General features: G+C 73.2%; 29 protein-coding genes. 9 read left to right on the plus strand and 20 right to left on the minus strand.

The genetic code is table 11. From position 1 onward, the window contains the following. Positions 1-32: 32 nt before the first annotated feature. From ACFPM7_RS19475 to ACFPM7_RS19485, 3 genes are read left to right on the plus strand one after another with little or no spacing between them, the layout of a single operon-like run. Positions 33-1,013, plus strand: a complete 981-nt coding sequence (locus ACFPM7_RS19475; protein ID WP_378249222.1) for an AAA family ATPase — start codon at positions 33-35, stop codon at positions 1,011-1,013. Between the two features lie 12 nt (positions 1,014-1,025). Continuing rightward, positions 1,026-2,282, plus strand: a complete 1,257-nt coding sequence (locus ACFPM7_RS19480) for a DUF58 domain-containing protein (RefSeq protein ID WP_378249083.1) — start codon at positions 1,026-1,028, stop codon at positions 2,280-2,282. Next, positions 2,282-4,651 (plus strand): transglutaminase TgpA family protein, encoded by a 2,370-nt coding sequence (locus ACFPM7_RS19485; protein ID WP_378249084.1) that lies wholly within the window; start codon positions 2,282-2,284, stop codon positions 4,649-4,651. The genes ACFPM7_RS19480 and ACFPM7_RS19485 overlap by 1 nt, the downstream gene beginning before the upstream one ends. 122 nt (positions 4,652-4,773) lie before the next feature. Here the strand turns inward: ACFPM7_RS19485 and ACFPM7_RS19490 are convergent, their stop codons facing one another. Further along, the gene (locus ACFPM7_RS19490) at positions 4,774-5,175 is read right to left on the minus strand and encodes a DUF3040 domain-containing protein (protein ID WP_378249085.1); all 402 of its coding nucleotides are present in this window, start codon (positions 5,173-5,175) and stop codon (positions 4,774-4,776) included. 128 nt (positions 5,176-5,303) lie between these two features. Beyond that, complete coding sequence (locus ACFPM7_RS19495; protein ID WP_378249086.1) at positions 5,304-7,262, minus strand: acyl-CoA dehydrogenase family protein; 1,959 nt, start codon at positions 7,260-7,262, stop codon at positions 5,304-5,306. A 73-nt stretch (positions 7,263-7,335) separates the two neighbouring features. Between ACFPM7_RS19495 and ACFPM7_RS19500 the strand changes: the two genes are divergently transcribed. Further along, positions 7,336-8,340, plus strand: coding sequence for a PHP domain-containing protein (locus ACFPM7_RS19500; RefSeq protein WP_378249087.1), 1,005 nt, complete (start codon positions 7,336-7,338; stop codon positions 8,338-8,340). A 20-nt stretch (positions 8,341-8,360) separates the two neighbouring features. Here ACFPM7_RS19500 and ACFPM7_RS19505 read toward each other — a convergent pair whose 3' ends face one another. Genes ACFPM7_RS19505 through ACFPM7_RS19515 form a run of 3 tightly spaced genes read right to left on the minus strand, consistent with a single transcriptional unit; the run spans position 8,361 to position 9,651 of the window. Further along, positions 8,361-8,810 (minus strand): MarR family winged helix-turn-helix transcriptional regulator, encoded by a 450-nt coding sequence (locus ACFPM7_RS19505; RefSeq protein WP_378249088.1) that lies wholly within the window; start codon positions 8,808-8,810, stop codon positions 8,361-8,363. Between the two features lie 51 nt (positions 8,811-8,861). Then, positions 8,862-9,302 carry an ATP-binding protein gene (locus tag ACFPM7_RS19510; RefSeq protein WP_378249089.1) on the minus strand — a complete coding sequence of 147 codons (441 nt, stop codon included), beginning with the start codon at positions 9,300-9,302 and terminating at the stop codon, positions 8,862-8,864. 46 nt (positions 9,303-9,348) lie between these two features. After that, the gene (locus ACFPM7_RS19515) at positions 9,349-9,651 is read right to left on the minus strand and encodes an STAS domain-containing protein (RefSeq protein WP_378249090.1); all 303 of its coding nucleotides are present in this window, start codon (positions 9,649-9,651) and stop codon (positions 9,349-9,351) included. Positions 9,652-9,808: 157 nt separating this feature from the next. Between ACFPM7_RS19515 and ACFPM7_RS19520 the strand changes: the two genes are divergently transcribed. Beyond that, the gene (locus ACFPM7_RS19520; RefSeq protein WP_378249091.1) at positions 9,809-10,105 is read left to right on the plus strand and encodes a WhiB family transcriptional regulator; all 297 of its coding nucleotides are present in this window, start codon (positions 9,809-9,811) and stop codon (positions 10,103-10,105) included. Positions 10,106-10,232: 127 nt separating this feature from the next. Here the strand turns inward: ACFPM7_RS19520 and ACFPM7_RS19525 are convergent, their stop codons facing one another. Further along, positions 10,233-10,979 carry a SigB/SigF/SigG family RNA polymerase sigma factor gene (locus ACFPM7_RS19525; protein WP_378249092.1) on the minus strand — a complete coding sequence of 249 codons (747 nt, stop codon included), beginning with the start codon at positions 10,977-10,979 and terminating at the stop codon, positions 10,233-10,235. Beyond that, on the minus strand, positions 10,976-11,407 hold the full coding sequence (locus ACFPM7_RS19530) for an ATP-binding protein (protein ID WP_378249093.1): 432 nt from the start codon (positions 11,405-11,407) through the stop codon (positions 10,976-10,978). The genes ACFPM7_RS19525 and ACFPM7_RS19530 overlap by 4 nt, the downstream gene beginning before the upstream one ends. A 259-nt stretch (positions 11,408-11,666) precedes the next feature. Here ACFPM7_RS19530 and ACFPM7_RS19535 point away from each other — a divergent pair, with 259 nt between their 5' ends. Further along, positions 11,667-12,173 carry an isochorismatase family protein gene (locus ACFPM7_RS19535; RefSeq protein ID WP_378249094.1) on the plus strand — a complete coding sequence of 169 codons (507 nt, stop codon included), beginning with the start codon at positions 11,667-11,669 and terminating at the stop codon, positions 12,171-12,173. On the opposite strand, the gene ACFPM7_RS19540 is transcribed toward ACFPM7_RS19535, so the two are convergent. The 3 genes from ACFPM7_RS19540 to ACFPM7_RS19550 are packed head-to-tail and all read right to left on the minus strand — an operon-like array spanning position 12,170 to position 15,109. Then, on the minus strand, positions 12,170-13,447 hold the full coding sequence (locus tag ACFPM7_RS19540; protein ID WP_378249095.1) for a DNA polymerase IV: 1,278 nt from the start codon (positions 13,445-13,447) through the stop codon (positions 12,170-12,172). The genes ACFPM7_RS19535 and ACFPM7_RS19540 overlap by 4 nt on opposite strands. A gap of 31 nt (positions 13,448-13,478) precedes the next feature. Beyond that, positions 13,479-14,261 carry a DNA-formamidopyrimidine glycosylase family protein gene (locus ACFPM7_RS19545; protein ID WP_378249096.1) on the minus strand — a complete coding sequence of 261 codons (783 nt, stop codon included), beginning with the start codon at positions 14,259-14,261 and terminating at the stop codon, positions 13,479-13,481. Continuing rightward, on the minus strand, positions 14,261-15,109 hold the full coding sequence (locus tag ACFPM7_RS19550; RefSeq protein ID WP_378249097.1) for a ParA family protein: 849 nt from the start codon (positions 15,107-15,109) through the stop codon (positions 14,261-14,263). The genes ACFPM7_RS19545 and ACFPM7_RS19550 overlap by 1 nt, the downstream gene beginning before the upstream one ends. 46 nt (positions 15,110-15,155) lie before the next feature. On the opposite strand from ACFPM7_RS19550, the gene ACFPM7_RS19555 reads away from it, so the two are divergent. Beyond that, the gene (locus tag ACFPM7_RS19555; RefSeq protein ID WP_378249098.1) at positions 15,156-15,857 is read left to right on the plus strand and encodes a class I SAM-dependent methyltransferase; all 702 of its coding nucleotides are present in this window, start codon (positions 15,156-15,158) and stop codon (positions 15,855-15,857) included. A 10-nt stretch (positions 15,858-15,867) separates the two neighbouring features. On the opposite strand, the gene ACFPM7_RS19560 is transcribed toward ACFPM7_RS19555, so the two are convergent. Next, positions 15,868-16,278, minus strand: a complete 411-nt coding sequence (locus ACFPM7_RS19560; RefSeq protein ID WP_378249099.1) for a hypothetical protein — start codon at positions 16,276-16,278, stop codon at positions 15,868-15,870. A gap of 650 nt (positions 16,279-16,928) precedes the next feature. Next, positions 16,929-17,720, minus strand: a complete 792-nt coding sequence (locus ACFPM7_RS19565; RefSeq protein ID WP_378249100.1) for a hypothetical protein — start codon at positions 17,718-17,720, stop codon at positions 16,929-16,931. A gap of 36 nt (positions 17,721-17,756) precedes the next feature. On the opposite strand from ACFPM7_RS19565, the gene ACFPM7_RS19570 reads away from it, so the two are divergent. Beyond that, positions 17,757-18,758: a quinone-dependent dihydroorotate dehydrogenase gene (locus ACFPM7_RS19570; protein WP_378249101.1), complete on the plus strand. Its 1,002-nt coding sequence runs from the start codon at positions 17,757-17,759 to the stop codon at positions 18,756-18,758. On the opposite strand, the gene ACFPM7_RS19575 is transcribed toward ACFPM7_RS19570, so the two are convergent. The 8 genes from ACFPM7_RS19575 to rimO form a co-directional block, all read right to left on the minus strand. Beyond that, the gene (locus tag ACFPM7_RS19575; RefSeq protein ID WP_378249102.1) at positions 18,733-19,992 is read right to left on the minus strand and encodes a uracil-xanthine permease family protein; all 1,260 of its coding nucleotides are present in this window, start codon (positions 19,990-19,992) and stop codon (positions 18,733-18,735) included. The two genes, ACFPM7_RS19570 and ACFPM7_RS19575, sit on opposite strands and share 26 nt — an antisense overlap. A gap of 148 nt (positions 19,993-20,140) precedes the next feature. Continuing rightward, entirely contained in the window at positions 20,141-20,356 is a 216-nt protein-coding gene (locus tag ACFPM7_RS19580) for a hypothetical protein (protein ID WP_378249103.1), read from the minus strand. Positions 20,357-20,409: 53 nt separating this feature from the next. Next, complete coding sequence (pspM, locus tag ACFPM7_RS19585) at positions 20,410-21,192, minus strand: phage shock envelope stress response protein PspM (protein ID WP_378249104.1); 783 nt, start codon at positions 21,190-21,192, stop codon at positions 20,410-20,412. 111 nt (positions 21,193-21,303) lie between these two features. Further along, a complete protein-coding gene (locus ACFPM7_RS19590) occupies positions 21,304-22,143 on the minus strand; it encodes a PspA/IM30 family protein (protein ID WP_378249223.1) in 840 nt (279 codons plus the stop codon). 306 nt (positions 22,144-22,449) lie between these two features. Beyond that, entirely contained in the window at positions 22,450-22,899 is a 450-nt protein-coding gene (locus ACFPM7_RS19595) for a helix-turn-helix domain-containing protein (protein WP_378249105.1), read from the minus strand. Positions 22,900-23,047: 148 nt separating this feature from the next. After that, positions 23,048-23,527 carry a CinA family protein gene (locus ACFPM7_RS19600; protein WP_378249106.1) on the minus strand — a complete coding sequence of 160 codons (480 nt, stop codon included), beginning with the start codon at positions 23,525-23,527 and terminating at the stop codon, positions 23,048-23,050. After that, positions 23,524-24,135 (minus strand): CDP-diacylglycerol--glycerol-3-phosphate 3-phosphatidyltransferase, encoded by a 612-nt coding sequence (gene pgsA / locus ACFPM7_RS19605; protein WP_378249224.1) that lies wholly within the window; start codon positions 24,133-24,135, stop codon positions 23,524-23,526. The genes ACFPM7_RS19600 and pgsA overlap by 4 nt, the downstream gene beginning before the upstream one ends. A gap of 41 nt (positions 24,136-24,176) precedes the next feature. Next, positions 24,177-25,592: a 30S ribosomal protein S12 methylthiotransferase RimO gene (gene rimO, locus ACFPM7_RS19610; protein ID WP_378249107.1), complete on the minus strand. Its 1,416-nt coding sequence runs from the start codon at positions 25,590-25,592 to the stop codon at positions 24,177-24,179. A 49-nt stretch (positions 25,593-25,641) separates the two neighbouring features. Here rimO and ACFPM7_RS19615 point away from each other — a divergent pair, with 49 nt between their 5' ends. Beyond that, a complete protein-coding gene (locus tag ACFPM7_RS19615; RefSeq protein WP_378249108.1) occupies positions 25,642-25,983 on the plus strand; it encodes an MmcQ/YjbR family DNA-binding protein in 342 nt (113 codons plus the stop codon). Positions 25,984-26,027: the final 44 nt, after the last annotated feature.

Raw genomic sequence — 26,027 nt, forward strand, 5'->3', positions numbered from 1 at the left:
AGGACGGCCAGCCCGGCCAGGCCCGCCAGCCGCTGCACGAGCTGCACAACACCGCCCAGCGCATCGCCGCCAACGTCGAGCGCGTGCTGGTCGGCAAGCCCGAGGTCGTCCGCATCGCCCTGGTCACCCTGCTCGCCGAGGGCCACCTGCTGGTCGAGGACGTGCCCGGCGTCGGCAAGACGTCGCTGGCCAAGGCGCTCGCGCGGTCCATCGACTGCTCGGTCAGCCGCATCCAGTTCACGCCCGACCTGCTGCCCAGCGACGTCACGGGCGTCTCCATCTTCAACCGGCAGACCAACGAGTTCGAGTTCCGGCCCGGCCCGGTCTTCGCCAACATCGTCGTCGGCGACGAGATCAACCGCGCCTCCCCCAAGACGCAGTCCGCGCTGCTGGAGTGCATGGAGGAGCACCAGGTCACCGCCGACGGGCAGACCTACGGGCTGGACTCGCCTTTCATGGTCATCGCGACCCAGAACCCGATCGAGATGGAAGGCACCTACGCCCTCCCCGAGGCCCAGCGCGACCGCTTCACCGCGCGCGTCTCGATCGGCTACCCGGACCCGCAGGCCGAGCTGGCCATGGTCGACGAGCACGCCGGGCAGGACGTGATGAGCACCCTGCAGCCGGTCTCCGACGCCGAGCAGGTCCGCTCGCTGGTGGAGACGGTGCGCGGCGTGCAGATCTCCCACGACGTGCGCCGCTACGCCGTCGAGCTGGTCAGCGCCACCCGCAGGCTCTCGGAGATCCGCCTCGGCGCGTCCCCGCGCTCCACCCTGCACCTGGTGCGCGCCTCCCGCGCCCAGGCCGCGCTCTCCGGCCGCGACTACGTCGTCCCCGACGACCTGCACGCCGTCGCGATCCCCGTGCTGGCCCACCGCCTCGTCCTCACCCCCGAGGCCCAGGCCGCGCGCCGCAACCCGGCCGAGCTGATCCGCGGCCTGCTCCAGCGGGTCCCCGTGCCGCAGCCGAACCCGGACCGCGGCGGCGCGGTCTGGTCCGCCGCCCACCGCTAAGGGGAGACGGCCATGAAGGGGGCCCTGTCGGGGTTGACCACGCGGGGCCGGTGCCTGCTGGCCGCCGGGCTCGCGGCGGCGCTGTGCTCGCTGGTCCTCAACGAGCGCGACCTGCTGCGGGTGGCCGCGTTCATCGTCGCGCTGCCGCTGCTGGTCGCCGTGATGACCGCGGTGGCGCGCGTCGGGCTGCACGCCCAGCGCCAGATCATGCCCCCGCGGGTGCACGTCGGCGGGCGCGCCGAGGTCGTGCTGCACGTGCGCAGCAGCGGCAGGCTCCCGACCGGCGGCCTGCTGGTCTCCGACGGCGTGCCCTACGCGCTCGGCGGCAAACCGCGGTTCGTCATCGAGCACCTGCCCCGCCACGGCGGTACCCAGCTGCGCTACGGCCTGCAGCCGATGCTGCGCGGCATCCAGCAGATCGGCCCGCTCAAGGCCACCGTCACCGACCCGTTCGGCCTGGCGGAGTTCGACCGCGAGCTGGCCGGGTCCTCCCGGCTGGTCGTGGTGCCCAGGGTCGTGCCGCTGCGCGGGGTCCCCGGCGGCTCCGGCCTGGGCTCCGGCGACGACGGCTCGGTGCGCCTCAACGCGGGCAAAGGCGAGGACGACGCCGTCGTCCGCCCCTACCGCCAAGGCGACGACCTGCGGAAGGTCCACTGGCGCTCGACCGCCAAGCGCGACGAGATGATGGTCCGCGTCGAGGAGAGCCCCTGGCGCGGCGGCACGACCGTGCTGCTGGACCGGCGCATCGTCGGCCACCGCGGCTCCGGCGCGGCCTCCAGCCTGGAGTGGGCGGTGTCGATGGCGGCCAGCGTCTGCGTGCAGCTGCACCGCCACGGCCACCAGATCCGCCTGGTCACCGAGAGCGGCGGCATCATCGTCACCGACCACGGCGACGGCAGCCACAACGACGGCCTGGTCCTGGACGCGCTGGCCGCCCTGGAACCGGTCCACCAGCGCGAGGTCGCCTGCCCGGCCGACCCCGGCCACGGCCAGGAACTCATCGCCATCCTCGGCGCCGCCACGGCGGCCTCCCTCGGCGAGCTGATCCGCCACCGCACGCGCGGCGCCCGCAGCCTGGCGATCCTGCTGGACGTGGGGGCGTGGGGCGCGGGCGCCGGGGAGAGCGACCCGGCGGGCGCGGCGGCCCTGCTGACCGGCGCGGGCTGGGGCGTGGTGACCGCGCGCCCGGAGGCCCCGATGACCCAGGTGTGGGCGGACCTGTGCCGCACCGGCACCAAGCGCGGCGACAGCATGACGGGGGTGGGCTGATGGCCGCGGACCAGCAGACGCCGCAGGCGCAGTGGTCGACGACGGTCACCCCGGTGGTCGCGGCGATCACGGCGCTGTGCGCGTCGACGGCGCTCAGCGGGGTCATCGAGGGGTTCCGGTGGCTCGGCTACGCCGGTATCGCGCTGATGGTCGTCACCGCGACCGGTCTCGGGCTTCGGGCTCTGCGGACACCGACGGTGCTCGTGGCGCTGGCGCAGCTGTTCGCGCTGCTCTGCCTCAACGTCGCGCTGTTCACCAGCAGCGGCATCCTCGGGCTGTTCCCCGGGCCCGCCGCGTTCGCGGATCTCGGCACGGTGCTGGAGGCCTCGGTCGAGGCCGTGCGGGTCGGCGTGCCGCCGGTGCCCGCGACCACGCCGGTGCTGTGCCTGGTGGTGATCGCGATCGGGATGGTCGGCCTGTCGGTCGACACCCTCGCCGTCGCGGCCGGGACGCCGGCGGCGTGTGGTCTGGTGCTGCTGTGCGTGTACGCGGTGCCCGCCTCGCTGGCCGACGAGATGCTGCCGTGGTGGTCGTTCGTGCTGGGCGCGACGGCGTTCGCGGTGCTGCTGGCCGTGGACGGGGCGCACCGGCAGCACATGTGGCGCAACCGGCCGGTCGGGTCGGGCACGGGTGGCGGCCTGGGGTCGCCCTCGGCGCTGGTGTCGGTGGCGCTGGCGGTCGGCCTGCTCGTCGGGGCGACGGCGACGGCGGTCGGGACGGTCGGCAGCCTGCCCGGCGGCGGCAGCGGCGGCGGCGCGGCCGGTGGCCTGGCGCTCAAGCCGTTCACCGCGCTCAACGGCATGCTCAGCCAGGGCGCCAACGTCGAGCTGTTCCGCGTCCGCGGCCTCGGCACCGAATCGCGCTACCTGCGCGCCATGACCCTGCCCCGCTACGACGCCGCGGGCGGCTGGCAGCCCGCCGAAGCCCTCCCGGACAACGTCCCCGCCAGCGGCGACCTGCCCCTGGGCCCGGGCGACGACGGCGGCGGCCTGATCACCACCATCGAGATCGAGCCGATCAACTCCAAGGACCTGTGGGCCCCGGTCTACGGCATCCCCCGCCGCCTGCGCGACCTGCCCGAAGGCATGTTCTACGACCCCAGCGGCGGGATGGTCTACTCGCGCAACAACCGCACGCTGCCGAAGTACGTCGAAGAGGCCGACCTCACCCAGCCCGCCGCCGAGGACCTGCGCACCACCGGCGCCGACTACGGCGAGATCGACGCCATCTACCTCACCAACGACGGCATCGACGGCGACGTCGTCGCCCTGGCCGAGGACCTGACCCGCGGCGAGTCGACGTCCTTCGACAAGGCGCTGGCCATCCAGGAGTACTTCAGCAGCGCCAACGGCTTCCAGTACCGCACCGAGACCAGCGGCGCGACCGGGGTCGAGGCGCTCAAGGACTTCCTCTTCACCTCGAAGATCGGCTACTGCGAGCAGTACGCCTCCGCCATGGCCGTCCTCGCCAGGGCCGCGGGCCTGCCGAGCCGGGTCGCCATCGGGTACACGGCGGGCTTCCAGTCCGGCGACTACCGCTCGATCACCACGCAGGACGCGCACGCGTGGGTCGAGATCTTCTTCCCCGGCGAAGGCTGGGTCACCTTCGACCCGACCCCCCTGTCGGACGGCCGCGGCTACCAGCCCCCGTACGTCGAGGAAGGCACCAGCACGGACCCGTCGGGCGGGGTGACCGAGGAGGAGTTCCCGTCCGCCCCCAACGAGCCCACGACCGCGGCACCCGAAGACGACGTCCCCACCGACCCAACGCTGGGCGCGGAGTCGGCCGACGAGGGCTTCTCCCTGCCGTGGACGGCCTGGGCGGGGCTGGTCCTGCTGCTCCTGGCCGGGGCGGCGGCGGGCCTGCGCCGGATGTGGGCCGCGGTGCCGCTGGCCGTCCTCGGCGGCTTCTTCCTGCTGAGCCTGCTGTCCTGGTGGCTCTCGGCCCTCTGGCTGGTCCTCGCCCTGGCCGCCGTCCCCGCCACCATCCGCGGCAGGCGACGCCACCTCCACCGGCGGGCCATGACGACCCCGGGCTCGGCGGACCCGGCCACGGCGGCCTGGCGGGAGATCCTGGCCGAGTCCACCGACCGCGGTGTGCCCATCCCGGAGTCCGACACCGTCCGACTGGCCGCTCGCCGGATGGCGAAGGACCACAGCCTGGACGAGCCGGGCAAGCAGGCGCTCCGGACGGTCGTGGACAGCGTCGAGCGGTCCTGGTACGCCGACCGGGCAGGGGATGATCCGCAGCTGCGGTCGGCCTTCGACGAGGTCGTGGCGGGGCTGCGGCGGACGTCTCCGCTGGCGATGAAGTCCCGGCTGGCCCCTCGGTCGGTGATGCGCCGCAAGCAGCGTCCGAGCGAGGACTGACGGAGCCGTCTTCCTCCGGTGCAACGCCGGAGGAAGACGGCCAACCAGTCGCGGGCTCCGCCGGCATGGGCAGACGTCAACGCCGGTCCACCCCGCAGGGCGAACCGGCGTCCGTCAGATCCCTAGCGCTCCTCGTCGAACCGCTTGCGGAACCTGTCCTCCATCCGCTGCGAGAAGTTGCTCCGACTCGGCGGAGCCGACGCTCCGCCACTGGGGGCCTCGCCCTCGGCAGCGGCCTTGTCGCCGCCGCCGCGGAAGGACGTCCAAGCGAGCAGAGCGCCGCCGAACATGATCAGGAAGCCGAGCAGGCTGACGATCGGGACCCCGGCCACCTTGGGCAGCATCACACCGGTGACGAGGAGTGCCGCGCCGACGATCAGCAGGACGATGCCCTGCAGTTTGCGGCGGCGGGACGGCTTGCGCAGGCGCGCACCTCGGACGGTGGAGGCGAACTTCGGGTCCTCGGCGTACAGCGCACGCTCGATTTGGTCGAGCAGTCTCTGCTCGTGCTCGGAGAGTGGCATCGTTCCTCCTCCGGCACTGTCGCGGGCGCCGGGCGTCACGGGTTCCGCCGAACCCCGGCGGGCACCCCGCTGGGGGTGTCGTACACCAGGATACGGCGCATTCCACGCCGCGACTACCCGATCCCGGATCACCTTGCGACAGCTTTGCCGGACTCCCCCTTCCCGTGTGATCCCATCACCCGAGCAGCACTCACAGTAGTGTGATTATCACCCAAAGCGATGGGTGCCGCGATCAGCCGATCGGGGATGGCGAAAGCTTCGACCAGGGACGACGCGTGTGGGCGCAGGGCGCGGCAGAGGGCGTTGACGGCGCCGGTGACGGCCTTGGCGCGGGCGGTGGTGAAGCGGCCGTGGCCGAGGAACCAGTCCAGGTCCTGTTCGATGTTGGCCAGGGCGTAGAGGTCGCACACGCGGTTGAGCAGCGGAGACGGCGCGCGCTCGATGGCGGCGACGAAGGCCTCCAGCACGATCCGGTCGATGTGCACGCGCGCCGCGCGCAGGGCGTGGTCCTGGGCGTCGTTGAAGACCTCGAAGGCGTCGGTGTCCGGGTCGGCCGCTCGGCGGAGTCTGCGGGCGAGGGTGTCCAGGACGTGCTTCTCGCGGTCCTCGAAGACCTTGATGTGCCAGCCGCGGTCGAGCAGGTCGGTTTCCTCGTCGCGCGGGGTGACGGCGTTCACCAGGCGTTCGATGAGGCCGCGGGCCGCTGTGCGCTCGATCACCGTCTCCACGAACTGGTCTGCGATGAACAGCGCCATGCCGCGCTCGCCGATGTGCTGCTGGTAGCCGGTCAGCAGGCCCTTGGCGACCAGCTGGAGCAGCACCGTGTTGTCGCCCTCGAAGGTGGTGAAGACATCGGTGTCGGCCTTGATCCTCGGCAGCTGGTTCTCCATCAGGTACCCGGCCCCGCCGCACGCCTCGCGGCAGGCCTGCACCGTGCGCGTGGTGTGCCAGGTGCCGACGGCCTTGATGCCCGCCGCGCGCGACTCCAGCTCCCTGCGGTCGGCGTCCTCCGGCAGGTCGTGCAGGGCGCTGACCATCTCCTCCTGCGCGAAGTGCAGGGCGTAGGACGTGGCCAGCGCGGGCAGCAGCTTGCGCTGGTGGGCGAGGTAGTCGAGGACGACGATCTCCGCGCCGGTGTCCGGGTGCTCGAACTGGGTGCGCCGCTCGCCGTAGCGCACGGCGATCGCCAGCGCCTTCTTCGCCGCGCTGCCCGCCGCCCCCGCCACGCTGATCCGGCCGCGGATCAGCGTGCCGAGCATGGTGAAGAAGCGCTTGCCGTCGCCCTCGATGGGGCTGTGGTAGGTCCCGTCCGCGTCAACCGAGCCGTAGCGATCGAGCAGGGCACCGCGGGGCACGCGGACGTCGTCGAACCAGATCCGGCCGTTGTCGACGCCGTTCAGACCGGCCTTCGGGCCGCAGTCCTCGATGCGGACGCCGGGCAGCACCGCGCCGTCCTCGTCGCGCAGCGGGACCAGCAGCGCGTGCACGCCGTGCCTCTCGCCACCGACGATGAGCTGGGCGAAGACGACGGCGAGCTTGCCGTCGCGGGCGGCGTTGCCGATGTACTCCTTGCGGGCGGACTCGTCGGGGGTGGAGATGACGAAGCCGTCGCCGTCGAAGGTCGCCGTGGTGCGCAGGTTCTGCACGTCCGAGCCGTGCCCGACCTCGGTCATGGCGTAGCTGCCCGGCAGGTCCATGGACATCATGGCGCGCAGGTGCGCGTCGTGGTGCGCCTTCGTGCCCAGGGCCTCGATCGCCCCGCCGAACAGGCCCCACTGCACGCCCGCCTTGACCATCACCGACAGGTCGCCGAAGCCGAGCATCTCGAAGGCGGTCAGCGAGCCGCCGGGGTCGCCCGCGCCGCCGTACTCGGGCGCGAAGCCGGTCGTCGGGTAGCCGGACTCGGCGAGGGCGCGCATCTCCTCGAAGACGACGGCGCGGTACTGCTCGGTGGTCAGGTCGGCGGTGTCGGGCAGCCCCCGCTCGGCCATGCGCTTGCGCGCTTCCTCGCGGATGTGCGCCCACCGGCCGTCGAGCAGTGCGGTCAGCGCCTCCACGGGGACCGCTGGGGTGTCCGGGATGTCCATGGCCCGACGCTAGTGCCGGGCGCGCGGCCCCGCCTGCTGGCGGGTGATCGGCTTGTGCGGTTGGGTTGTCGGCATGGACCCCGTCTCGGCGCTCAAGCAGATCGCGCTGTTCCTGGAGCGCTCGGGCGCACCGACGCAGAAGGTCCGCGCGTTCCGCAGGGCCGCCCAGGTCATCGCCGACCTGCCGCGCGGCGACGTCGAGAAGCGCGCCGCCGCGGGCACGCTGACCGCGCTGCCCGGCATCGGCAACTCCACCGCGAAGGCGATCAAGGAGGCGGTCGCGGGCGGTGAGCCGGAGTACCTGACCGACCTGCTGGCCTCGGCCAGTGGCCCGGTCCAGGGCGGCGAGGAGCTGCGCGCCGCGCTCAAGGGCGACTGCCACACGCACTCGGACTGGTCCGACGGCGGCAGCCCCGTCCGGGAGATGGCCGAGGCGGCGATCAAGCTCGGCCACGAGTGGATGGCGCTGACCGACCACTCCCCCCGCCTGCGCGTCGCCCACGGCCTCAGCGCCGACCGCCTGCGCAGGCAGCTCGACCTCGTCGCCGAGCTGAACGCCGAACTGGCCCCGTTCCGCATCCTGACCGGCATCGAGGTCGACATCCTGGACGACGGCGCCCTCGACCAGGAGCCAGAGCTGCTCGCGGAGCTGGACGTGGTGGTCGCCAGCGTGCACTCCAAGCTGCGGATGCCGCGCCGAGAGATGACCCGGCGGATGGTGGCGGCGGTGTCGAACCCGCTGGTGGACATCCTCGGGCACTGCACCGGGCGGCTGGTGACCGGCAAGGGGCGCCCGGAGTCGGAGTTCGACGCCGAGGAGGTCTTCGGGGCCTGCGCGGAGCACGGGGTGGCCGTGGAGATCAACTCCCGGCCGGAGCGCCTGGACCCGCCGCGGCGGCTGCTCGCGCTGGCCGTGGCGCGGGGCTGCGACTTCGCCATCGACAGCGACGCGCACGCGCCGGGACAGCTGCACTGGCTGCCCAACGGCTGCGCCCGCGCGCAGGAGTGCGGCGTCACCGCCGACCGGGTGGTCAACACGCGCACGGCGGACACGCTGCTGGCCGGGTTCCGGAGCTAGCCCCACATCGGCAACACGGGCTAGACGAGCAGCGCCGAATCCGCGGCGGCGGTGAACTCCCGCAGGCCGCTGAGCAGCGCGGCGCGGCCGTCGGGGGACATGCGGGCCAGCACCCGGCCCACGTCGGCGCGGCGGTCGCGGCGGAGGCGTTCCAGCAGGTCGCGGCCCTTGTCGGTCAGGATGAGGTCGACTTCGCGGCGGTCGGTGGCGCCGGGGCGCCGGTCGAGGAGGCCGTTGGCCTGGAGGCGGTCGCACAGGCGGGTCGCCGAGGACGGCAGGACCCGCAGCATCGCGGCCAGGCGGGTCAGGGTGAGCGGGCCCGTCGTCTCTATGAAGTGCAGGGCGCGTAGTTGCAGCGCGGGGACCTTCGGGTACACGGCGGTGTTCGCCCGGGTGAGGACAAGGCCGAGGGCGAGCGCGCTGCCCTCGATCTCGGCGACCTCATCCGGGCCGGGAACCTCGGCGGCCATGCACTCAAGGGTGGCACACCGCACGCGGGGCGTGCGCGCGCGGCGACCCCTTCAGATCGGGTTGATCCGCACCATCGGGAACTCGGCCCAGACGCGCAGCCCGTCCTCGCGGGCCTCGTGGCCCCACGAGGCGCTCACGGCGGCCACGATCGCCAGGCCGCGGCTGCGCGCGGAGTCCGGGGTGAACGGGATCAGCGCCGGGTTGGCGCCGACGCCGTGGTCGGTGACCTGCACGCGCAGACACCGTCCCGCCAGGTCGAACACCTCCAGCAGCACCTCGCCCACACCGTGCTCGATGGCGTTGGTCACCAACTCGGAGACCGCCAGCAGCACGTCCTCCATGACCTGCTCGGCGATGCGCCAGGACGACAGCACCGTCGAGGTGAAATAGCGGGCGGACGCGGCGGAACCCGGTCGGGGGCGCAGCCGGATGACAGCGGTCCGGACTCCCTGCCCGGCCGCGTCACGGTTGTCCCCCGTCGCCGCCTTCACGCCCGGGGAGTTACCCCGACCGGAGGAAGGCGAACCGCACCCGCTGTCACGACGTGATTCCGAACACCGCCGACAGGCCGGTGATCTCGATGATGCGGCGCACGCGCTCGTGCGGGGAGCGCAGCCGCAGCTCGCGGCCCGCGTCGTCGGCCTGCTTGCGCGCGGCCACCAGAACCCGCAGACCCGCCGAGTCCATGAACTCCACGCCGGCCAGGTCCACCTCGACCACGGTCGCCGAAGTGCCGAGAGCCTCGGCGATGGCGCGCTCCAGGTCCGCCGCCGTCGCGAGGTCCACTTCCCCGGACACCGTGATGACGATCGGGTCAGTGCCTTCGGTCTTGGTCTCCACAATCGTCCTTCCTCAGCGGGGATGCCCTGCTGGGCACACCCTAATCACAGACCCGACCAGAGCAGTCGGGACGACTCCGTTTCACCCGCGACGGCGCCGGGTAAGTCGCAGACGAACCCCACCGCAGCAGCGGCGGGCGCCTGAGGGAGGGAATGCCATGGCCGAGATCACCCGCCTGCCGAAGCCAGTCGCCGAGACCTGGTCGTGGCAGATGAACGGCTCCTGCCGCGGTGCCGACGCCATGATGTTCTTCCACCCGGACGCCGAGCGCGGACCGGCCCGCCACGCCCGCGAGGAGCGCGCGAAGGCCATCTGCCGCGCGTGCCCGGTGCTGGAGAAGTGCCGCGAGCACGCGCTCGCCGTGCAGGAGCCGTACGGCATCTGGGGTGCGATGGGCGAGGGTGAGCGGCGGGTGCTCATCGCGCAGCGCAGGCGCACGGTCAAAGCCTCCTGAACACCGGGCGTGCGCATCGCGTCGGGGGCGGTGCGCATCCCTGCAGTGATCAGGTGACACGAAGGAGCACCGCCGGAGCGGCGGTGCTCCTTCGTGTTGTGCAGCGGTTGTCTGTTCATGATCGGTGCTAGCCGGCCATTGTCGAGTCATCGCCAAGGCCGGCCCGTAACTGGCGCAGCGTCTTGGCCAGCAGCCGCGAGACCTGCATCTGCGAGACGCCGACGCGGCGGGCGATGTCGGACTGGCTCATGCCGCGGAAGAAGCGCAGCACGATGATCCGCCGCTCCCGCTCGGGCAGCGCGTCCAGCAGCGGCGCGAGCGCCCTGCGGTTGTCGACCTCGTCGAAGTTCTCGTCCTCGTAGCCGAAGCGGTCGCCCGCGGGCTCGGCGAGGCGCGCGTCCAGCGAGGCGCCCTGCTTGCTGGCGCCCGCGACCAGCGCCTCGTACACCTGCTCCTGGTCCAGGCCGAGGTGGTCGGCCAGCTCGGAGGGCTTGGGCGCGCGGCCCAGGGTCTGGCTCAGCTCCGCACTGGCCGAGGCCACGGTGACGTGCAGCTCCTTGAGCTGGCGCGGCACCCGGACCGCCCACGCGGTGTCCCGGAAGTGGCGGCGCAGCTCACCCATGATCGTCGGCACGGCGAAGGCGTAGAAGTTGCCGCGCTCGGCGTCGAAGCGGTCGACGGCCTTGATCAGCCCGATCGTGGCGACCTGGACGAGGTCTTCGAGGGCCTCGCCGCGGCGGTCGAACTTGCGCGCGAGGTTGCGCGCCAGGTCGAGGTAGTCGGCGACGATCGCCGAGCGCATGCCCGCGCGCCGCGGGTCGTCCTCGGGCAGCCCCGCCAGCTCGGCGAACCGGGGATCTACGGCGTCGCTCACGGCGAGTCCGCGACCGTCGGACGGGCCAGGAACTCGACGGTGATCCGGTGCGTGCCGCCGTCGCTGTCGATGCGCTCGGTCAGGCCGTCGGCCAGCGCGGTGAGGATCTGCCAGGCCAGCGGGTCCGCCGAGGGGGCGTCCCCGGTCGCGGCGTCGACCTCGACGCGCACCAGCAGCGCCTGCGGCCTCGGCTCGAACGCGCAGTGCAGCCTGCTCTGCGGCGCGGCGGCCCGCACCAGCAGCGAGCACGCCTCATCGACGGCCATCCGCAGGTCCTCGATCGCGTCGAGGTCGAAGTCCAAGCGCATGGCGACGTCGGCGGCGAAGGAGCGCACCAGGGGAACCTGGTCGGCATCGGCGCCCACGTGGACGTCGACATCGCGCACCCGCGACGCCCTGGCGACCGATCCGGTCTCGACCTCTGACACTCTGCCTGCCCTCCGTCGTTCACCCGCTGGACGCAAATGTGTGGAGCGGGGTGGGATACGCCGTCCCGACTCGCGGGCGCCATTCTCCACCCCGCCCCACGGCGGTGAAGTCCGCCAGGGCTGTACCCCGGGGCGGTCGAGTTCAAACACACCTCTTGTTGATCAGCGGAAACGGTTTCGGCGCCGGGTGCGCCCCCGCGGCCGACCGGGCGGCGAAGCGGTCGGACCTTAATCGAACAAAGGTGCTAACGTGCAGGTCATGGCCGATTTCCTGGTGATGGTGGACGTGCAGCGCAACATGCTCCGGCCGCCGACGCCGGTGCCGGAGGCCGACGAGGTCGAGTCCGCGCTGACCCGGCTGCTGGCCCGCGCGCGCGGGGCGGGCGCGCAGATCGTGCATGTGCGCAACAACGGCGGCACCGGCGACCCGGACGAGATCGGCACCCCCGGCTGGGAGCTGGTCCACGACGTCGACGGCGGCGAGCACATCCTCGACAAGGACGAGGCCGACGCCTTCGCCAGGACCGGCCTGGCCGACCTGGTGCCGCCGGGGTCGCGGCTGGTCGTCGCGGGGATGCAGAGCGAGTACTGCGTGCGGGCGACGGTGCTGTCCGGCCTGCGGCGCGGACACTCCGTGGTCCTGGCGTCGGGGGCGCACGCCACCTACGACGACGGCGAGGACGCCGCGGCGATCTCGCGCCGGGTGGAGGCCGAGCTGGCTGCGGCGGGCGCGGAGATCACCCCGCACGCGCGGATCTTCTTCTAGGCCCGCTCGGGTTTGGGCTCGGTGACTCCGGCCCGCTCGGGGCGCTGGCCCAGCAGCGAGGCCGGGCGGACGGCGGCGGTGCCGAACTTGCCGCGCGCCTTGTCGGCGGCCTGGTCGGCCTCGCGCCAGCCGTGCTCGGGGGTGTCGATGGCGAGCTGACCACGGCCCGAGGGCCCCAGCTGCTCCATCCGCACCCCGATGAGGCGCACCGCGCCGGGCGGTGCGTGCTCTGTCAGCAGCCGGACGGCGGTGCGGTAGATCTCCTGCGTGACGTCGGTGGCGGTGGGCAGCGTGCGCGAGCGGCTGATGGTGGTGAAGTCGGAGTAGCGCACCTTGATCGACACCGTGCGGCCCGCAAGGTTCTTGGCCCGCAGGGACGCGGCGGTGCGCTCGCTGAGGCGCAGCAGCTCGCGCGCCAGGAGGATGCGGTCGAAGTGGTCGACCTCGAAGGTCTCCTCCGCGCCGATGGACTTCTCCGCCGTCTCGGCGATGACCGAGCGGCTGTCCTGGCCGAGGGCCAGGGCGTAGAGGTGCTCGGCCTGGGCCACGCCGACGGCCTTGCGCAGGCGCGGCAGGGGCGTGGCGGCGACGTCGGCCACCCGCTCCAGGCCGATCGCGGCCAGGCGCTCCGCGGTGGCCTTGCCCACTCCCCAGAGGGCGGAGACCGGCAGCGGGTGCAGGAACGGCTGGATCTGGTCCCGGGGGACCACGAGCATGCCGTCGGGCTTGGCCAGGCCGGAGGCGAGCTTGGCGACGAACTTGGTGGGGCCCACACCCACCGAGCAGGTGATGCCGTGCTCGGCCTCGACGCGCGCGCGGATCCGCGCGCCGATCTCGGCCGGGGTGGCCTTGAGCCTGCGCAGCGCGCCCGCGACGTCGAGGAAGGCCTCATCGAGGCTGAGGGGCTCGACGAGGGGCGTGATGTCGCGGAAGATCGCCAGCACCCCCGCGGAGACGGCCTGGTACAGCTCGAAGGTGGGCGGGAGGAACACCGCGTGCGGGCAGAGGCGGCGCGCGTGCGCGGTGGGCATCGCCGAGCGGACGCCGAAGCCCCTGGCGATGTAGTTGGCCGAGGAGACGACTCCCCTGTTGCCCACCCCGCCCACCACCACCGGCCGGTTGACCAGCTCGGGGCGCTCGCGGATCTCGGCGGAGGCGTAGAAGGCGTCCATGTCCACGTGCAGGATGGGGCAGCCGGTGTCGTCCGGCCGGTCCGCGCCTGTCGCGCGGTACCGGTCGACCAGCCCGCGCGGGAGGTCTCCGCTGCGCCCCATGGGCCCATGGAATCACAGGGGGGCGACAGGCTCAGCGCGGTCCGGGGCCCGCCTGGCACGCCGGGCAGTAGTAGGTGACCCGCTCCTCGGTCCCCACCCGGGTGACCCGCCCGCCGCAGCGCGCGCACGGGTACCGCGCGCGCCCGTAGACCCACTGCGGCCGCCGGGGATCACCCGTGGTGATCCGCTCCGGCCGCATCCGGTTGCGGTACAGCAGGTCCCGGCTGACCTGCACCGCCCGATCGGCGTCGACCTCCGCCACCGGGGTCCACGGCGTCACCCGCAGGACGGCGCACACCTCGGACTTGTAGACGTTGCCCACGCCCGCCATCACCCGCTGGTCCAGCAGCGCCTGCCCCAGCTCCCGGCCGCCGTCGGCGCGCAGCCGGGCGGCGGCCTCGGCGGCCAGCTCCGGACCCCAGGCCGGGTCGAGCAGGTCCGGCCCGAGGTGCCCGACGACGCGGTCCTCCTCGCCGGTCGGCACCAGCGCCAGGTCGTGCAGGTGGAAGCCGATCGCCTGGCGCTCGGCGGTGGCCAGCCACGCCCGGATCTGGTGGGCGGGCCTGCGCCAGCGCTGCCCGGGGACGCCGATCTGCCAGATCCCGTCCATGCGCAGGTGGTTGTGCAGGCTGAGGTCGCGGTCGAACCGCACGAACAGGTGCTTGCCCACCGGCCGCACCCCGACCACGACCCGGCCTGCCAGGTCGACCGTCGACAGGCGCGGGTGGCGCAGCTCGCCGCGCGTCAGCGGGTGCTCGGCCAGCGCCTCGCGGAGCCTGGCCGCGGTGCGGAAGACGGTGTCGCCCTCGGGCATCAGACCTCGACGGCTTCGACGTCGTCGTCGTCCGGCCAGTCGATCCCCTGGTGACGGCCCTTGCGGCCGCTGCGCAGCACGCGCGCCAGCAGCAGGTTGAACGCCAGCGACACCTCCCGCGCGCCCGGGGTGTGCCACTGGTGGATCGGCAGGCACGCGCCCTGCGCCTGCTGCACGGCGAGCCGGTCGGGCAGGGCGACGGGCATCACCAGCGCGCCGAAGGACTCGCGCAGCTCGGCGATGCGGAACTGGTGCTCGTAGGAGTGGTTGCGGACCTTGTTGACGACCACGCCGAGCGCCGTCAGGTTCGGGTTGTGCTCGTCGCGGGTGTCGTTGACGGCCTCGAACGCCCGCTGCGCGCCGGAGACGGCGTACATCGTCGGCTCGGTGACCAGCAGCGCGCCCTGCGCGGCGACCAGCGCGGAACGGGTCAGCCTGCCGAGCGAGGGCGGGCAGTCCATGAGGACGAGCTGGTAGGGCAGCTCGTCCTCGGCGAGCATCGTCTTCAGCTCGGCGAGCGCCCGGCCCAGCTTCTCCAGCCTGCGCGTGCCCGGGTCGGGGTCGTTGAGGGTCTCGACCTCCTCGGACCCGACCAGCACGTCGACCTCCTCGCCCCACGCGCTGGGCGCGATGGCCTCGCGGATCACCGCGGGCCGGGGCGTCTCCAGGACGTCGGCGAGGGTGGACTCGGTCTCGGCCGGGTCCAGGGTGCTGGTGGCGTTGCACTGCGGGTCGAGGTCGACCACCAGCGTCCGCGCGCCGCGGCGCAGCGCCGCCGAGGCCAGCCCGAGCACCACCGTGGTCTTCCCGACACCGCCTTTGAGGCTGAGCACCGCCACCGTCTGCACGCAGCCACCTTAGGGGGCCACCTCGCGGGTCTCTACGCTCACGCCCATGCGCCCCGATCCCGTTCGCCGCGTCCTCGACGCCGAGCTGACCGCCGCCCGGGCCCGCCGCGGCGGCCCGCCCCGGCTGCTGGACGTCGGCGGCGGCAGCGGCGTCCTGGCCGTTCCCCTGGCCGCGGCGGGCGCGGAGGTCACCGTGGTCGAGCCCAGTCCGAACGCCCTGGCCACCCTGCACCGACGCGCCGCCGATGCGGGCGTGGCGGAGCGCATCACCGCCGTCCAGGGCGACAGCGACGCCCTGGACCACCTGGTCACGCCCGGCTTCGACCTGGTGATCGCGCACGGCGTGCTGGAGTTCGTCGACGACCCGAAGCTGACCGTCGCCGCCCTCTCCTCGGCCGTCGCCCCCGGCGGCGCGGTGTCGATCGTGGTGGCGAACCGCTTCGCCGCGGTCATCCAGCGCGCGATCACCGGCAAGCTCACCGACGCACGCAACCTCCTGGAGAACCCCGCCCCCGTGGGCGAGCCCCACCGCTTCGACACCGTCTCCCTGCGCGCCCTCCTGGACGACGCGGGCCTGACGGTTCACCAGGTGCTGGGCCTGGGCACCCTCGCCGACCTGATCCCCGGCTCCGTCCTGGAGTCCACCCCTGGCGCGACCGACACCCTCGCCGCCCTGGAGGCCGTCGCCGCCGTCACCCCGCCGCTGCGCGACATCGCCACCCGCCTGCACGCCGTGGCCCGCCGCTGAGGCGAGCGCGTCAGGGGCACCACAGGATGCCGCAGGGCCTGCGGGTCGTGGTGGTCGTGGTGGGCGGCGGCGGCTGGGTGGTCGTCGTCGTGGGCGGCGGAGCCTGAGTCGTTGTGGTCGTGACCGGGGCTTCGGTGGTGGTGGTCGCGGTGGTGTCGGAGGTTCCGGTCGTCGTCGTGGTGGTGGACGACGTCGTCGTGGTCGAGGTGGCGGTGGTGGTGCTGTCCGCGGGCTCGGCGGCCGACGTGGCGGAGATCAGGACGACGGTGGACGGCGGCGCGGCCGAGGAGGAGGGCGGCGCCTGGACCGGCGCGTCGGGCAGCGCCTCCGGCCGCTCTCCGGTCCCCACCCCCTCGAAGAACAGAGCGGCCACCGCGGCCCCGACGAGAGCCCCCACCGCAACGCGCGCCGCTCCGGTCACCCGGCCTCCCCCGTCACGTTGTGAGTATCTTTCACACACTCTGCGTATTGGGAAAAGACCCTAGCATCACCCGTACGGGTGGCTGCGGAAACTCCGTTGAAGTGGGGGCGAGGCGGGGTTAGCGTGGAGTCACACAAGAGAGGAGGTGGTCCAGAAGTGATTTCTCTTCGGACTCGTGAGGTGGCTGTCCGCTAAGGACCACCCAGGCGAATACCAGGCAGTCACCCGGCCCCCGGGCTCTCAGGCGCAGTCCACCTGAGCCGATCGCGTGAGCGAGCGGAGCAGCCCGGGGGCTGTCCCATGCCTGGACCACCGATCACGTGCGCACCGCCACGAGGGACTGGGTCATGCCGAGCGCCTTCTCGTGCCAGATCGCCGAGTCGGGGAACAGCAGCGCATCTCGGTGGTCGAGACCAGGTCGGTGGTCAGCACGGCGGTGAGGGCGTCGCCCCCGCCCGGCTCCGGGTGGCTCGATCGGGAAGCGGCGGTAAGGGATCTGCGCCCGGTGGCGCTCGGCGACGGCGTGGACGGCCTCGGTGGGCCGAGCGCGCTCGCACAGACGGCGGCCACGGTGGAAGTGGCCAGGCTCGTGCAGGTCGACCAGCGGCTTCAGCGGCCCGACCCGCTATCCGCCCGCACGACCCGCGCCTCTACTCCTCCACCCGCTGACGCTTCCGCCACGCCGCCGCCGCGGCCCGCTCAGCCTCCTTCGCCCCCCGACGCGCCAGCTGCAACCCCCGCCGCGCCTCCAGTTCAGCGGCCTCGGCGGCGTCCAACTGCTCGGTGATCTCGCGCACCCGCTCCTCCGCCTTGGCCACCGCCTTCTCCGCGGCCTCCACCGCCTTGTCCGCCTTGGCCCGCTCCCCCTCGGCGGCCTTCACCGCCGCCTTGGCCTCCGCGATCGCCGCCTTGCGCGTCTCCGCCGCGTCCCGACTCTTCCGCGGAGCGGCGGGAGCCGCCCGCTTCACCGGGGTGACCTCCAGCCCCGGCCACGCGGGCGCCCCCGACAGGTCCCGCACCGACGCGATCCGGCCCGTCCGCAGCCGCGCGCCCGCCGACTCGTCCAGCAGGGCGGTGGTGAACATCTCCTCCAGCTCCCGGGTGATCGACTCGCTCAGCGGCTCCCCCTGCCCCGCCTGTCCGACCAGCTCGCGCAGCACCTCGGTGCGCCGCCGGGTCAGCTCGCGCAGGGCGGGGCCGTCGGCGGACTGGTGGGCCGCGCGCAGGGCGTCGCCGAGGGCGGTGAGATCGGACACGGCCGAGGGGTTCTCGCGGGCGAGGCGGTTGACGAGCCAGGCGGCGGTGGTGGGCTTCGCCAGTTTGTCGATCATGGCGGCTGCCTGGGCGTCGCCCGCGGCGCGGGCGGCCTTGGCCATGGCCTTGCGGGCGGCGGTGAACTCCTCGCGCGGCAGGCTGTACAGCTCGTCGGGGTCGTGGGTCACCCGACCATCATCGCGGGCGGGTGACACGATGGCCGCGTGGTGTACCAGCGGCTGGTCCGGCGTGTCCTGTTCTCCCTCGGCGACGGCGACGCCGAGGTCGCGCACGAGCGCACGGTCAGGGCCCTCGGCGCGCTCGGGCCCGCGCTCAAGCCCCTGCGGCGCCTGCTCGGCCCGCACACCGAGACCACCGCGTTCGGGCTCCGCTTCCCCGGCCAGGTCGGCCTCGCCGCGGGCATGGACAAGGACGGCCGCGCCCTGCGCGCCTGGCCCGGCCTCGGCTTCGGCTTCATCGAGGTCGGCACCGTCACCCGGCACGCGCAGCCGGGCAACCCCAAGCCGCGGCTGTTCCGCCTGCCCGATGACCACGCCGTCATCAACCGCATGGGCTTCAACAACTCCGGCGCCGACGCACTGGCCGGCCGCTTGGCCGCGACCGGCCCCATCGGGGTGCCCATCGGGGTCAGCATCGGCAAGTCCAAGGTCACCCCGGTCCAGGACGCCGTCGAGGACTACCTGCACTCGCTCAAGGCCCTCAAGCGCCACGCCGACTACTTCGCCGTCAACGTCAGCTCCCCCAACACCCCCGGCCTGCGCGGGTTGCAGGACCGCGCCGCGCTCGACGAGCTGGTCGGCGCGCTGGCCGCCGAGGCCGACGGCACGCCGCTGCTGGTCAAGATCGCCCCCGACCTGACCGACGACGCCATCGGCGAGGTCCTGCAGGTCTGCGCCGACCACGACATCGACGGCCTCATCGCCACCAACACCACCCTCTCCCGCGAGGGACTGGCCGACACCGCCGTCGCCACCCAGGCGGGCGGGCTCAGCGGCAGCCCGCTCACCGCGCGCGCGCGCGAGGTCGTGGCGTTCGTGGCCAAGGAGAGCGACCTGCCGGTGATCGGTGTCGGCGGGATCATGGCCCCCGAGGACGCCACCCGCATGCTCGACGCGGGCGCGCGGCTGGTGCAGCTCTACACCGGGTTCATCTACTCCGGCCCGGCGCTGGTGCGCGGGGTCAACCGCGCGATCGCCAGGCGCTGAGCGTGCGCAGCAGCGGGTAGAGCACGACGACGGCCAGCGAGCCCCAGGCGATGCCCTCCAACCGCAGCGCGCCGAACTCCAGGGTCAGGTTGCCCACGCCCGCGACCACCGCGGCGGCGACGACCATCAGCACCACCGGGTCGGCGAAGTCGACCCGGTTGGCCTGCCAGATCCGGACGCCGAGCAGGCCGATCATGCCGTAGAGCAGGATGGTCGCCCCGCCGAGCACGCCGTCGGGGACGGTGTTGATCAGCGCGCCGAACTTCGGCACCAGCGACAGCACCAGTGCCACGACGGCGGCGACGGCGTAGGCGGCGGTGGAGTACACGCGCGTGGCGGCCATGACGCCGATGTTCTCGGCGTAGGTCGTGGTGCCCGAGCCACCGCCCGCGCCCGCCAGGGTGGTGGCCAGGCCGTCGGCGATCAGCGAGTCGCCCACGCTGCCGTCGAGGTCGCGGCCGGTGACCGCGCCGACGGCCTTCACGTGGCCGACGTTCTCGGCCACCAGCACGATCACGACCGGGATGACCAGCAGCATCTCCGATGGCCGCAGCACCGGCGCGGCGAACTCGGGCAGCCCGAACCACGCCGCCTGCGCGACCGCGTCCAGCCTGCCCTCGTCCAGGCCGCCGGTCAGCGCCGCGGCCACCCAGCCGACGAGCACGCCGACGAGGATCGACATCCGCGACAGCAGCCCGCGCGAGAGCACCGCGCACAGCAGGACCACCATCAGCGTCAGCACCGCGATCAGCGGCTGCTTGGCGAAGGAGCCGGTCGCCACCGGCGCGAGGTTCAGGCCGATGAGCAGCACGACCGCGCCGGTCACCACCGGCGGCATGACCGAGTCGAGCAGCCGCACCCCGAGCGCCTTCACCGCGATCCCGACGCCGACGAGCAGCAGCCCCGCCGCCAGGACGATCCCGAGCTGCACGGCGATCCCGTCGCCCCTGGTCGCCAGCAGCGGCGCGATGAACGCGAACGACGAGCCGAGGTAGCTGGGCACCCGGTTGCGGGTGATCAGCAGGAAGAGCAGTGTGCCCAGGCCGGAGAACAGCAGGGTCGTGGTGATCGGGAAGCCGGTGAGCGCCGGGACCAGCACCGTCGCGCTGAACATCGCCGCCACGTGCTGCAGGCCCAGACCCATGGTCAGCGGCCAGCTCAGCCGCTCGTCGGGGGCGACGACCTCGCCGTCTCGCACACGCCGCCCGTCTCCGTGCACGGACCACAAAGCCACCGTCGACCCTCCGCCACGTCCCCGGCCACACCCGGTGTCCCCGACTGGTTCCGGGCATGGTGCCACAGCTAGTAGTCGCCAAGTCGATACGACACCGTGATGTTTACCCAGATGCCGCAGTCATTGCGGCCATTCCGACTACGGCGGGCTACCGGACCGCCCAGGACAGCGCGAGCGCATAGGGGTCTACGACATCCGTGCGGCCCTCGCCGATCCAGTCGACGGCCGCGGCCAGCAGCCGGGTCGCCCACCGCCGGTCCAGGCGGGCCGAGTCGACCGCGTCCCAGAAGCGGGCCTCGTGCGCGGGCATGTCCGCGGCGCGCCCGTCCACGGCGCGGGCCAGCTCGATCTCCGAGATGGGCATTCGGTGCCGTCCTCTCCGGTGGGGTCCGCAGAGAGGACGGTCGGAGGCCGCTGTCATGACGTGTGCGGCGACAGTTCCCGCAGGGCCACGGCCAGGGCGGCGAGGTGGTCGGTGGCGTCGTCCAGGTCGTGGCGCGGCCCGGCGGCGGTGGAGGCGGCCAGCACGCGACCCGCGGCGGCGACCAGGGCGCAGTAGCCCTCGACGCCCTCGTCCAGCTGCGAGCGCAGCCCGCGCACGCCCGCGGTCAGCGCGGACCGGTCCGGGCCCGAGGCGTGGTCGCGGGCCCGTTCGACGGCCTGGAGCTGGGCGGACACCCCGCGCAGCGCGCCCGCGGCCTCGGCCCCGGTGCGGCGCGAGTGCTCCACCGACTCCGGCGGCACCAGCGCGCCGCGGCCCAGCTGCACCAGCAGCTCGCGGAGGGTGTCCTCGGCGTCGGCGAGGCGGCGCATCGGCTCGCGGGCCGCGGAGTCGTGCGACGGCAGCGCCGTGGGCGCCTGGACCGCCTCGGGCAGCGGCTCGCGGTGCAGCCGCCAGGTCTTGACCCCGGAGAACACCGCGGCCACGCCGGAGAGGGCCGCGGTGCCGATGAGCACGGGCACCGACGCGCCGGGGTTGGCCACGGCGGCGTCCACGACGACGGCGCCGGTGCCGGTCGTCAGGCCGACGCCGGTCCAGGTCGTCGTGGCCCGCTTGGAGCGCTTGCGCCTGCGCAGCGCCTTCGCCCTCGGATCGCGCCACTGGGCGATGCGCCCGCGCAGCTGCGTGACCGCCTCGGCGCGCAGGTGCTTGGCGGCCAGGTCGGCCACCCGCGCCAGCTCGTTGCGCCGGAAGCTCATGCCCGGCCCCCTCTCGACACGGCGGGCAGGGCAGGGCGGTCGGTGAGGACGGCCATCAGCGTCGGCTCGTCGTGCCGGTGGCTCATGGCCGACCTCCCCTCCCGGGTACGGCTAGTTGTTGGCCTGCGGGTTGCTCTGGCGCTCCTGGGCCACCCGCTGGGCGATCTCGGCCTCGATGTTCGCGCCCGGCTTGGCCTGCTGGCCGCTGGTGACCTGGCCCGCGACCTGGCCGCCGCCCATCGAGGCGCGGATCTGGTCGAGGCGGGACTGGCCCGCCATCTCGGTGGTGCTGGCCTGCACCTCCATCATGCGGCCCTGCACGGAGTTCTGGGCCAGCTCGGCCGAGCCGAGCGCGGTGGCGTAGCGGCGCTCGATCTTCTCCCGGACCTCCTCCAGCGAGGGGGTGTTGCCGGGGGCGGCCAGCTCGCTCATCTGGTTCAGCGAGCGGGAGACCTGCTCCTGCATCTTGGCCTGCTCCAGCTGGCTGAGCAGCTTCGTGCGCTCGGCGAGCTTGTTCTGCAGGACCATGGCGTTGCGCTCAACGGCCTGCTTGGCCTGGGCGGCGGCCTGCAGGGCCTGGTCGTGCAGGGTCTTGAGGTCCTCGATGCCCTGCTCGGCGGTGACCAGCTGCGTCGCGAACGACTGCGCGGCCTGCTCGAACTGGGTGGCCTTGGCCTCGTCGCCCTTGGCGCGGGCCTCGTCGGCGAGCACGAGCGCCTGGCGGGCGCTGGCCTGCAGCTTCTCCACCTCGCCGAGCTGGCGGTTGAGCTTCATCTCCAGCTGACGCTGGTTGCCGATCACGGCGGCGGCCTGCTGCGACAGCGCCTGGTGCTGGCGCTGCGCGTCCTCGATGGCCTGCTGGATCTGCACCTTCGGGTCCGCGTGCTCGTCGATCTTCGACGAGAACGAGGCCATCAGGTACTTCCAGAACTTCACGAACGGGTTGGCCATCTCCTCCGCCTGCCTTCTCACGACTGTCGGTTCCACTCGGATAAGTCGCCGCCTGACCTTCCGATGAAACGGCAACGTCCCAGCACCCTGGTTGGGTTCCATCGTGTCAGGTGGGTGTGGGCCGTTCCACCGGACCCGGACAATTTCCGGGATCAACTCCCAGGTGACCCCGACCTCACCCGGACCCGCGTCCGGGTCTTCCCTGATCGTTCACCCAGGGTAACCGAGGATTCGCCCGAACGCGCGACTCCACCGAACCGTGTTCCGGTCCGGTGGAGTCGAAGAGAGAATTCTCGAAGTGCCGGTTCAGGCCGCGGCGAAGGCCCTCGTCTCCCCCAGCCGGGGATCGCCGAGGGAGTCCAGCGAGCGCAGGGCGGGCTGGAGCCGGAGGTCGGCGAGGCTGTCGCCGACGACGGCGGGCACCAGGCAGCCACCGTCGACCCCGCGCGCCTCGGCGTGCTCGGCGTCGCGGTGCGCCTCGGCGACCACGACGGGCTCGGGCACGCCGTGCTCGACGGACGTGAGGGCGCCCATGTCGGAGGCGACGTTGGACAGGAGCTCGGCCAGCGGCAGCTCCAAGGCGTCGCAGATGGCCGCCAGCAGCTCGCTGGAGGCCTCCTTGCGGCCGCGTTCGACCTCGGAGAGGTAGCCGAGGCTGACCCGGGCGGATCGCGACACCTCCCGGAGCGTGCGGCGCTGGTTGGTGCGGGTGTGGCGGAGCCGGTCACCGATGGCCTCGCGCAGCAGCACGGTCATCGCACACCTCCCTTCCTCCGACGGATAGGACAACGTTACCCAGAGGCACTGACATGTCGCACTGCCTTCTCACCGCGTACGCCAAGAGCGAACACCAGGTTCGACCTGGATGTTCCCCCGTTTCCGCGCACGCAGGGTAGCCAGAATCTCACTCGATGATCGTAGCGAGATCATCTTCGAGCAACCCGACGGCCATCTCCACGGCGGCCGCGCGGACCTCGGCGCGGGTACCCGTCGCGCGCAGTAGCGACACCTGGCGCCCGCGGGGTGAGGCGAGCGCCACGTAGACCGTCCCGGCCTCGACGCCGTCCTGCGGCCCCGGCCCGGCCACCCCGGTCAGCCCGACGCCGATCGATGCCCCGCAGCGCGACCGCGCGCCCTCGGCAAGAGCTTCGGCGACATCCGGGTCGACCGGTCCGCGCTCGGCGAGCAGCGCCGCGGGCACGCCCGCCAGGGTCGCCTTCAGGTCGGTCCCGTAGACCACGAACCCGCCGCGCACGACCGCGCTGGAACCCGGCACCTCGGTCAGCGCCGCCAGCAGCAGGCCCGCGGTCAGCGACTCCGCCGCCGCGACCGTCTCCCCGCGCCCGGCCAGGCCGCGGACCAGCGCGGCGACCCGCCCGCTCACGCCACCGCGCGCTTGCCCCGGGCGCGCAGCCGCACCGCGCGCACCGCGTAGTCGACCCCGGTGACGACCGTCAGCGCGATCGCGGCGCCCATGACGATCCAGGCCGCGACGTGCAGCAGGCCGGGCAGCGGGATGAGGAAACCGCCGATCGCCACGACCTGCAGCAGCGTCTTGAGCTTGCCGCCGCGGCTGGCCGGGATGACGCCGTGGCGGATCACCCAGAAGCGCAGCAGCGTCACCCCCACCTCGCGCACCGCGATGACGATGGTGACCCACCAGGGCAGCTCGCCGAGCACGCTCAGCCCGATCAGCGCCGAGCCCGTCAGCGCCTTGTCGGCGATCGGGTCGGCGATCTTGCCGAAGTCGGTGATCAGGCCGTGGCGGCGGGCGAGCCTGCCGTCGATGTGGTCGGTGATCGAGGCGACGGCGAAGATCAGCGCGCTGGTCCAGCGCCAGAAGTCGGTGCCCGCGAAGAGGGCGAGCAGGAAGAAGGGCACCATCGCGAGCCTGCTGACGGTGAGCAGGTTGGCGATGTTGAGCACCGGCACCTGGGTCGGCACCGGCGGCGGGACCGGCACGTCGTCGGGCACCGAGGTCGGACCCGGCAGCGGGACCGCCGCCTGGTCCTCGCCCTCCGCGGGCACCGTGCTCACGTCCTCGGCACCAGCGCGCGGACGCGCACGATCAGGTCGACACCCTCGCTGTCCACGACCTCGCCCGCGACCATCTCGCCGACGGCGAGGTCGGCCACCGCGATCTCCCCGTCGACCAGCACGCACTCGCCGTCGACCTCGGGCGCCTGGTGCGCGGCGCGGCCCGCGCAGTCGTCCTCGTCGGACTCGGCGCGCTCGACCAGCACGACCACCTGGTCGCCGATACGGTCCTCGGCGCGCTGGGCCGTCAGCTCCTCGGCCAGCTCGCTGATCCGGGCGACGCGGGCGGCGACGACGTCGGCGGGCAGCTTGCCCTCCAGCCCCTCGGCCTCGGTGCCGTCCTCGTCGGAGTAGCCGAACACGCCGACGGCGTCCAGGCGGGCCTCGGTGAGGAAGCGGGCCAGCTCGTCGACGTCGGCGTCGGTCTCGCCGGGGAAGCCGACGATGACGTTGCTGCGGATGCCCGCGTCGGGGGCCTGCTCGCGGATGCGCTCGACCAGGCCGAGGAACGACTCGGTGCTGCCGAAGCGGCGCATGCGGCGCAGCACCGGCTCGCTGGAGTGCTGGAAGGACATGTCGAAGTAGGCGGCGACCCCGGGCGTGGTGGCGATCGCGGTGACCAGCGACGGCTTGGTCTCGGCGGGCTGCAGGTAGCTCACCCGCACCCGGTCGATGCCCGGGACCGCGCCCAGGCGGGCCAGCAGCGGCTCCAGCGCGCCGGAGGGGCCGAGGTCCTTGCCGTAGGAGGTCGAGTTCTCGCTGACCAGCACCAGCTCGCGCACCCCCTGCTCGGCCAGCCACTCGGCCTCGGCCACGACCTCGTCGGGCCTGCGGGAGACGAACGAGCCGCGGAAGCTCGGGATCGCGCAGAACGAGCAGCGCCGGTCGCAGCCGGAGGCGATCTTCAGCGAGGCCACCGGCGCGTCGTCCAGCCGCCTGCGCTGCACGCGCGGACCCCAGGCGTGACCGGGGACGGCGACGTCGGAGTCCTGGCGCTGGACCGGGGAGATGGGCAGCAGCGTGCGCCGGTCGACCGGCTTGTGCGAGGGCACGGCGTGACCGGCGACGACGTCACCGAGCCGCTCGGCGAGGTCGGGGTAGGCGTCGAAGCCCAGCACCGCGCTGGCCTCGGGCAGCGACTCGGCCAGCTCGGCCCCGTAGCGCTCGGCCATGCACCCGACGGCGACCACCTTCGCCCCGGTGTCGGCGGCGGCGAGCAGCGTGTCGATCGAATCCTTCTTCGCCTGCTCCACGAACCCGCAGGTGTTGACGACGATGACCTCGGCGCCCTCGTCGGTCAGCTCCCAGCCGCCGTCGGCCAGGCGCCCGGCCAGCTCCTCGGAATCGACCTCGTTGCGAGCACAACCGAGGGTGAGCAGGGCGACACGACGCGACGCGGCTGGGGTGGACACGGCTTAGAGGGTAGCCGCGCACCTGCGGCGGGGCGGCAGGATGGCCCCCATGGTGGACGTGGAGCAAGTCCGGCGAGCGGCGCTGGGGCTGCCGGGGACGACTGAGCGGCCGTCCTACGGGACGCCGGGGTTCCGGGTGAAGGACAGGCTATTCGCGCGCGTCCTGGACGATGCGGCGTCCCTGGCGCTGTACTGCGCCGACGAGTCGGAGAAGCAGGCGCTGATCGCCCACGACCCTCGGGTGTTCTTCACCACCCCGCACTACGACGGGTACGCGATGGTGCTGGCCCGGCTGGCGGAGCTGGACGAGGCCGCGCTGCTGGACGTGCTGACGGAGTCCTGGCGCCTGCGCGCCCCCGCCACGCTGGTGGCGGACTTCGACGCGGGGTGACGGGTCGCCGAGCGATTCGGGCGCGGCGGAGCGTGCGCGGTTGG

Origin of the sequence: Actinokineospora guangxiensis, assembly GCF_042657845.1 — a bacterium.
GTDB lineage: Bacteria > Actinomycetota > Actinomycetes > Mycobacteriales > Pseudonocardiaceae > Actinokineospora > Actinokineospora guangxiensis.

What these genes read in the sequence shown, in the direction of transcription:
- ACFPM7_RS19480 (WP_378249083.1), top strand. Translation starts at nt 1,026, where the DNA reads ATGAAGGGGGCCCTGTCGGGGTTGACCACGCGGGGCCGGTGCCTGCTG.
- ACFPM7_RS19485 (WP_378249084.1), top strand. Translation starts at nt 2,282, where the DNA reads ATGGCCGCGGACCAGCAGACGCCGCAGGCGCAGTGGTCGACGACGGTC.
- ACFPM7_RS19490 (WP_378249085.1), bottom strand. Translation starts at nt 5,175, where the DNA reads ATGCCACTCTCCGAGCACGAGCAGAGACTGCTCGACCAAATCGAGCGT.
- ACFPM7_RS19495 (WP_378249086.1), bottom strand. Translation starts at nt 7,262, where the DNA reads ATGGACATCCCGGACACCCCAGCGGTCCCCGTGGAGGCGCTGACCGCA.
- ACFPM7_RS19500 (WP_378249087.1), top strand. Translation starts at nt 7,336, where the DNA reads ATGGACCCCGTCTCGGCGCTCAAGCAGATCGCGCTGTTCCTGGAGCGC.
- ACFPM7_RS19505 (WP_378249088.1), bottom strand. Translation starts at nt 8,810, where the DNA reads ATGGCCGCCGAGGTTCCCGGCCCGGATGAGGTCGCCGAGATCGAGGGC.
- ACFPM7_RS19520 (WP_378249091.1), top strand. Translation starts at nt 9,809, where the DNA reads ATGGCCGAGATCACCCGCCTGCCGAAGCCAGTCGCCGAGACCTGGTCG.
- ACFPM7_RS19535 (WP_378249094.1), top strand. Translation starts at nt 11,667, where the DNA reads ATGGCCGATTTCCTGGTGATGGTGGACGTGCAGCGCAACATGCTCCGG.
- ACFPM7_RS19540 (WP_378249095.1), bottom strand. Translation starts at nt 13,447, where the DNA reads ATGGGGCGCAGCGGAGACCTCCCGCGCGGGCTGGTCGACCGGTACCGC.
- ACFPM7_RS19545 (WP_378249096.1), bottom strand. Translation starts at nt 14,261, where the DNA reads ATGCCCGAGGGCGACACCGTCTTCCGCACCGCGGCCAGGCTCCGCGAG.
- ACFPM7_RS19555 (WP_378249098.1), top strand. Translation starts at nt 15,156, where the DNA reads ATGCGCCCCGATCCCGTTCGCCGCGTCCTCGACGCCGAGCTGACCGCC.
- ACFPM7_RS19580 (WP_378249103.1), bottom strand. Translation starts at nt 20,356, where the DNA reads ATGCCCATCTCGGAGATCGAGCTGGCCCGCGCCGTGGACGGGCGCGCC.
- pspM (WP_378249104.1), bottom strand. Translation starts at nt 21,192, where the DNA reads ATGAGCTTCCGGCGCAACGAGCTGGCGCGGGTGGCCGACCTGGCCGCC.
- ACFPM7_RS19590 (WP_378249223.1), bottom strand. Translation starts at nt 22,143, where the DNA reads ATGGCCAACCCGTTCGTGAAGTTCTGGAAGTACCTGATGGCCTCGTTC.
- ACFPM7_RS19595 (WP_378249105.1), bottom strand. Translation starts at nt 22,899, where the DNA reads ATGACCGTGCTGCTGCGCGAGGCCATCGGTGACCGGCTCCGCCACACC.
- ACFPM7_RS19615 (WP_378249108.1), top strand. Translation starts at nt 25,642, where the DNA reads ATGGTGGACGTGGAGCAAGTCCGGCGAGCGGCGCTGGGGCTGCCGGGG.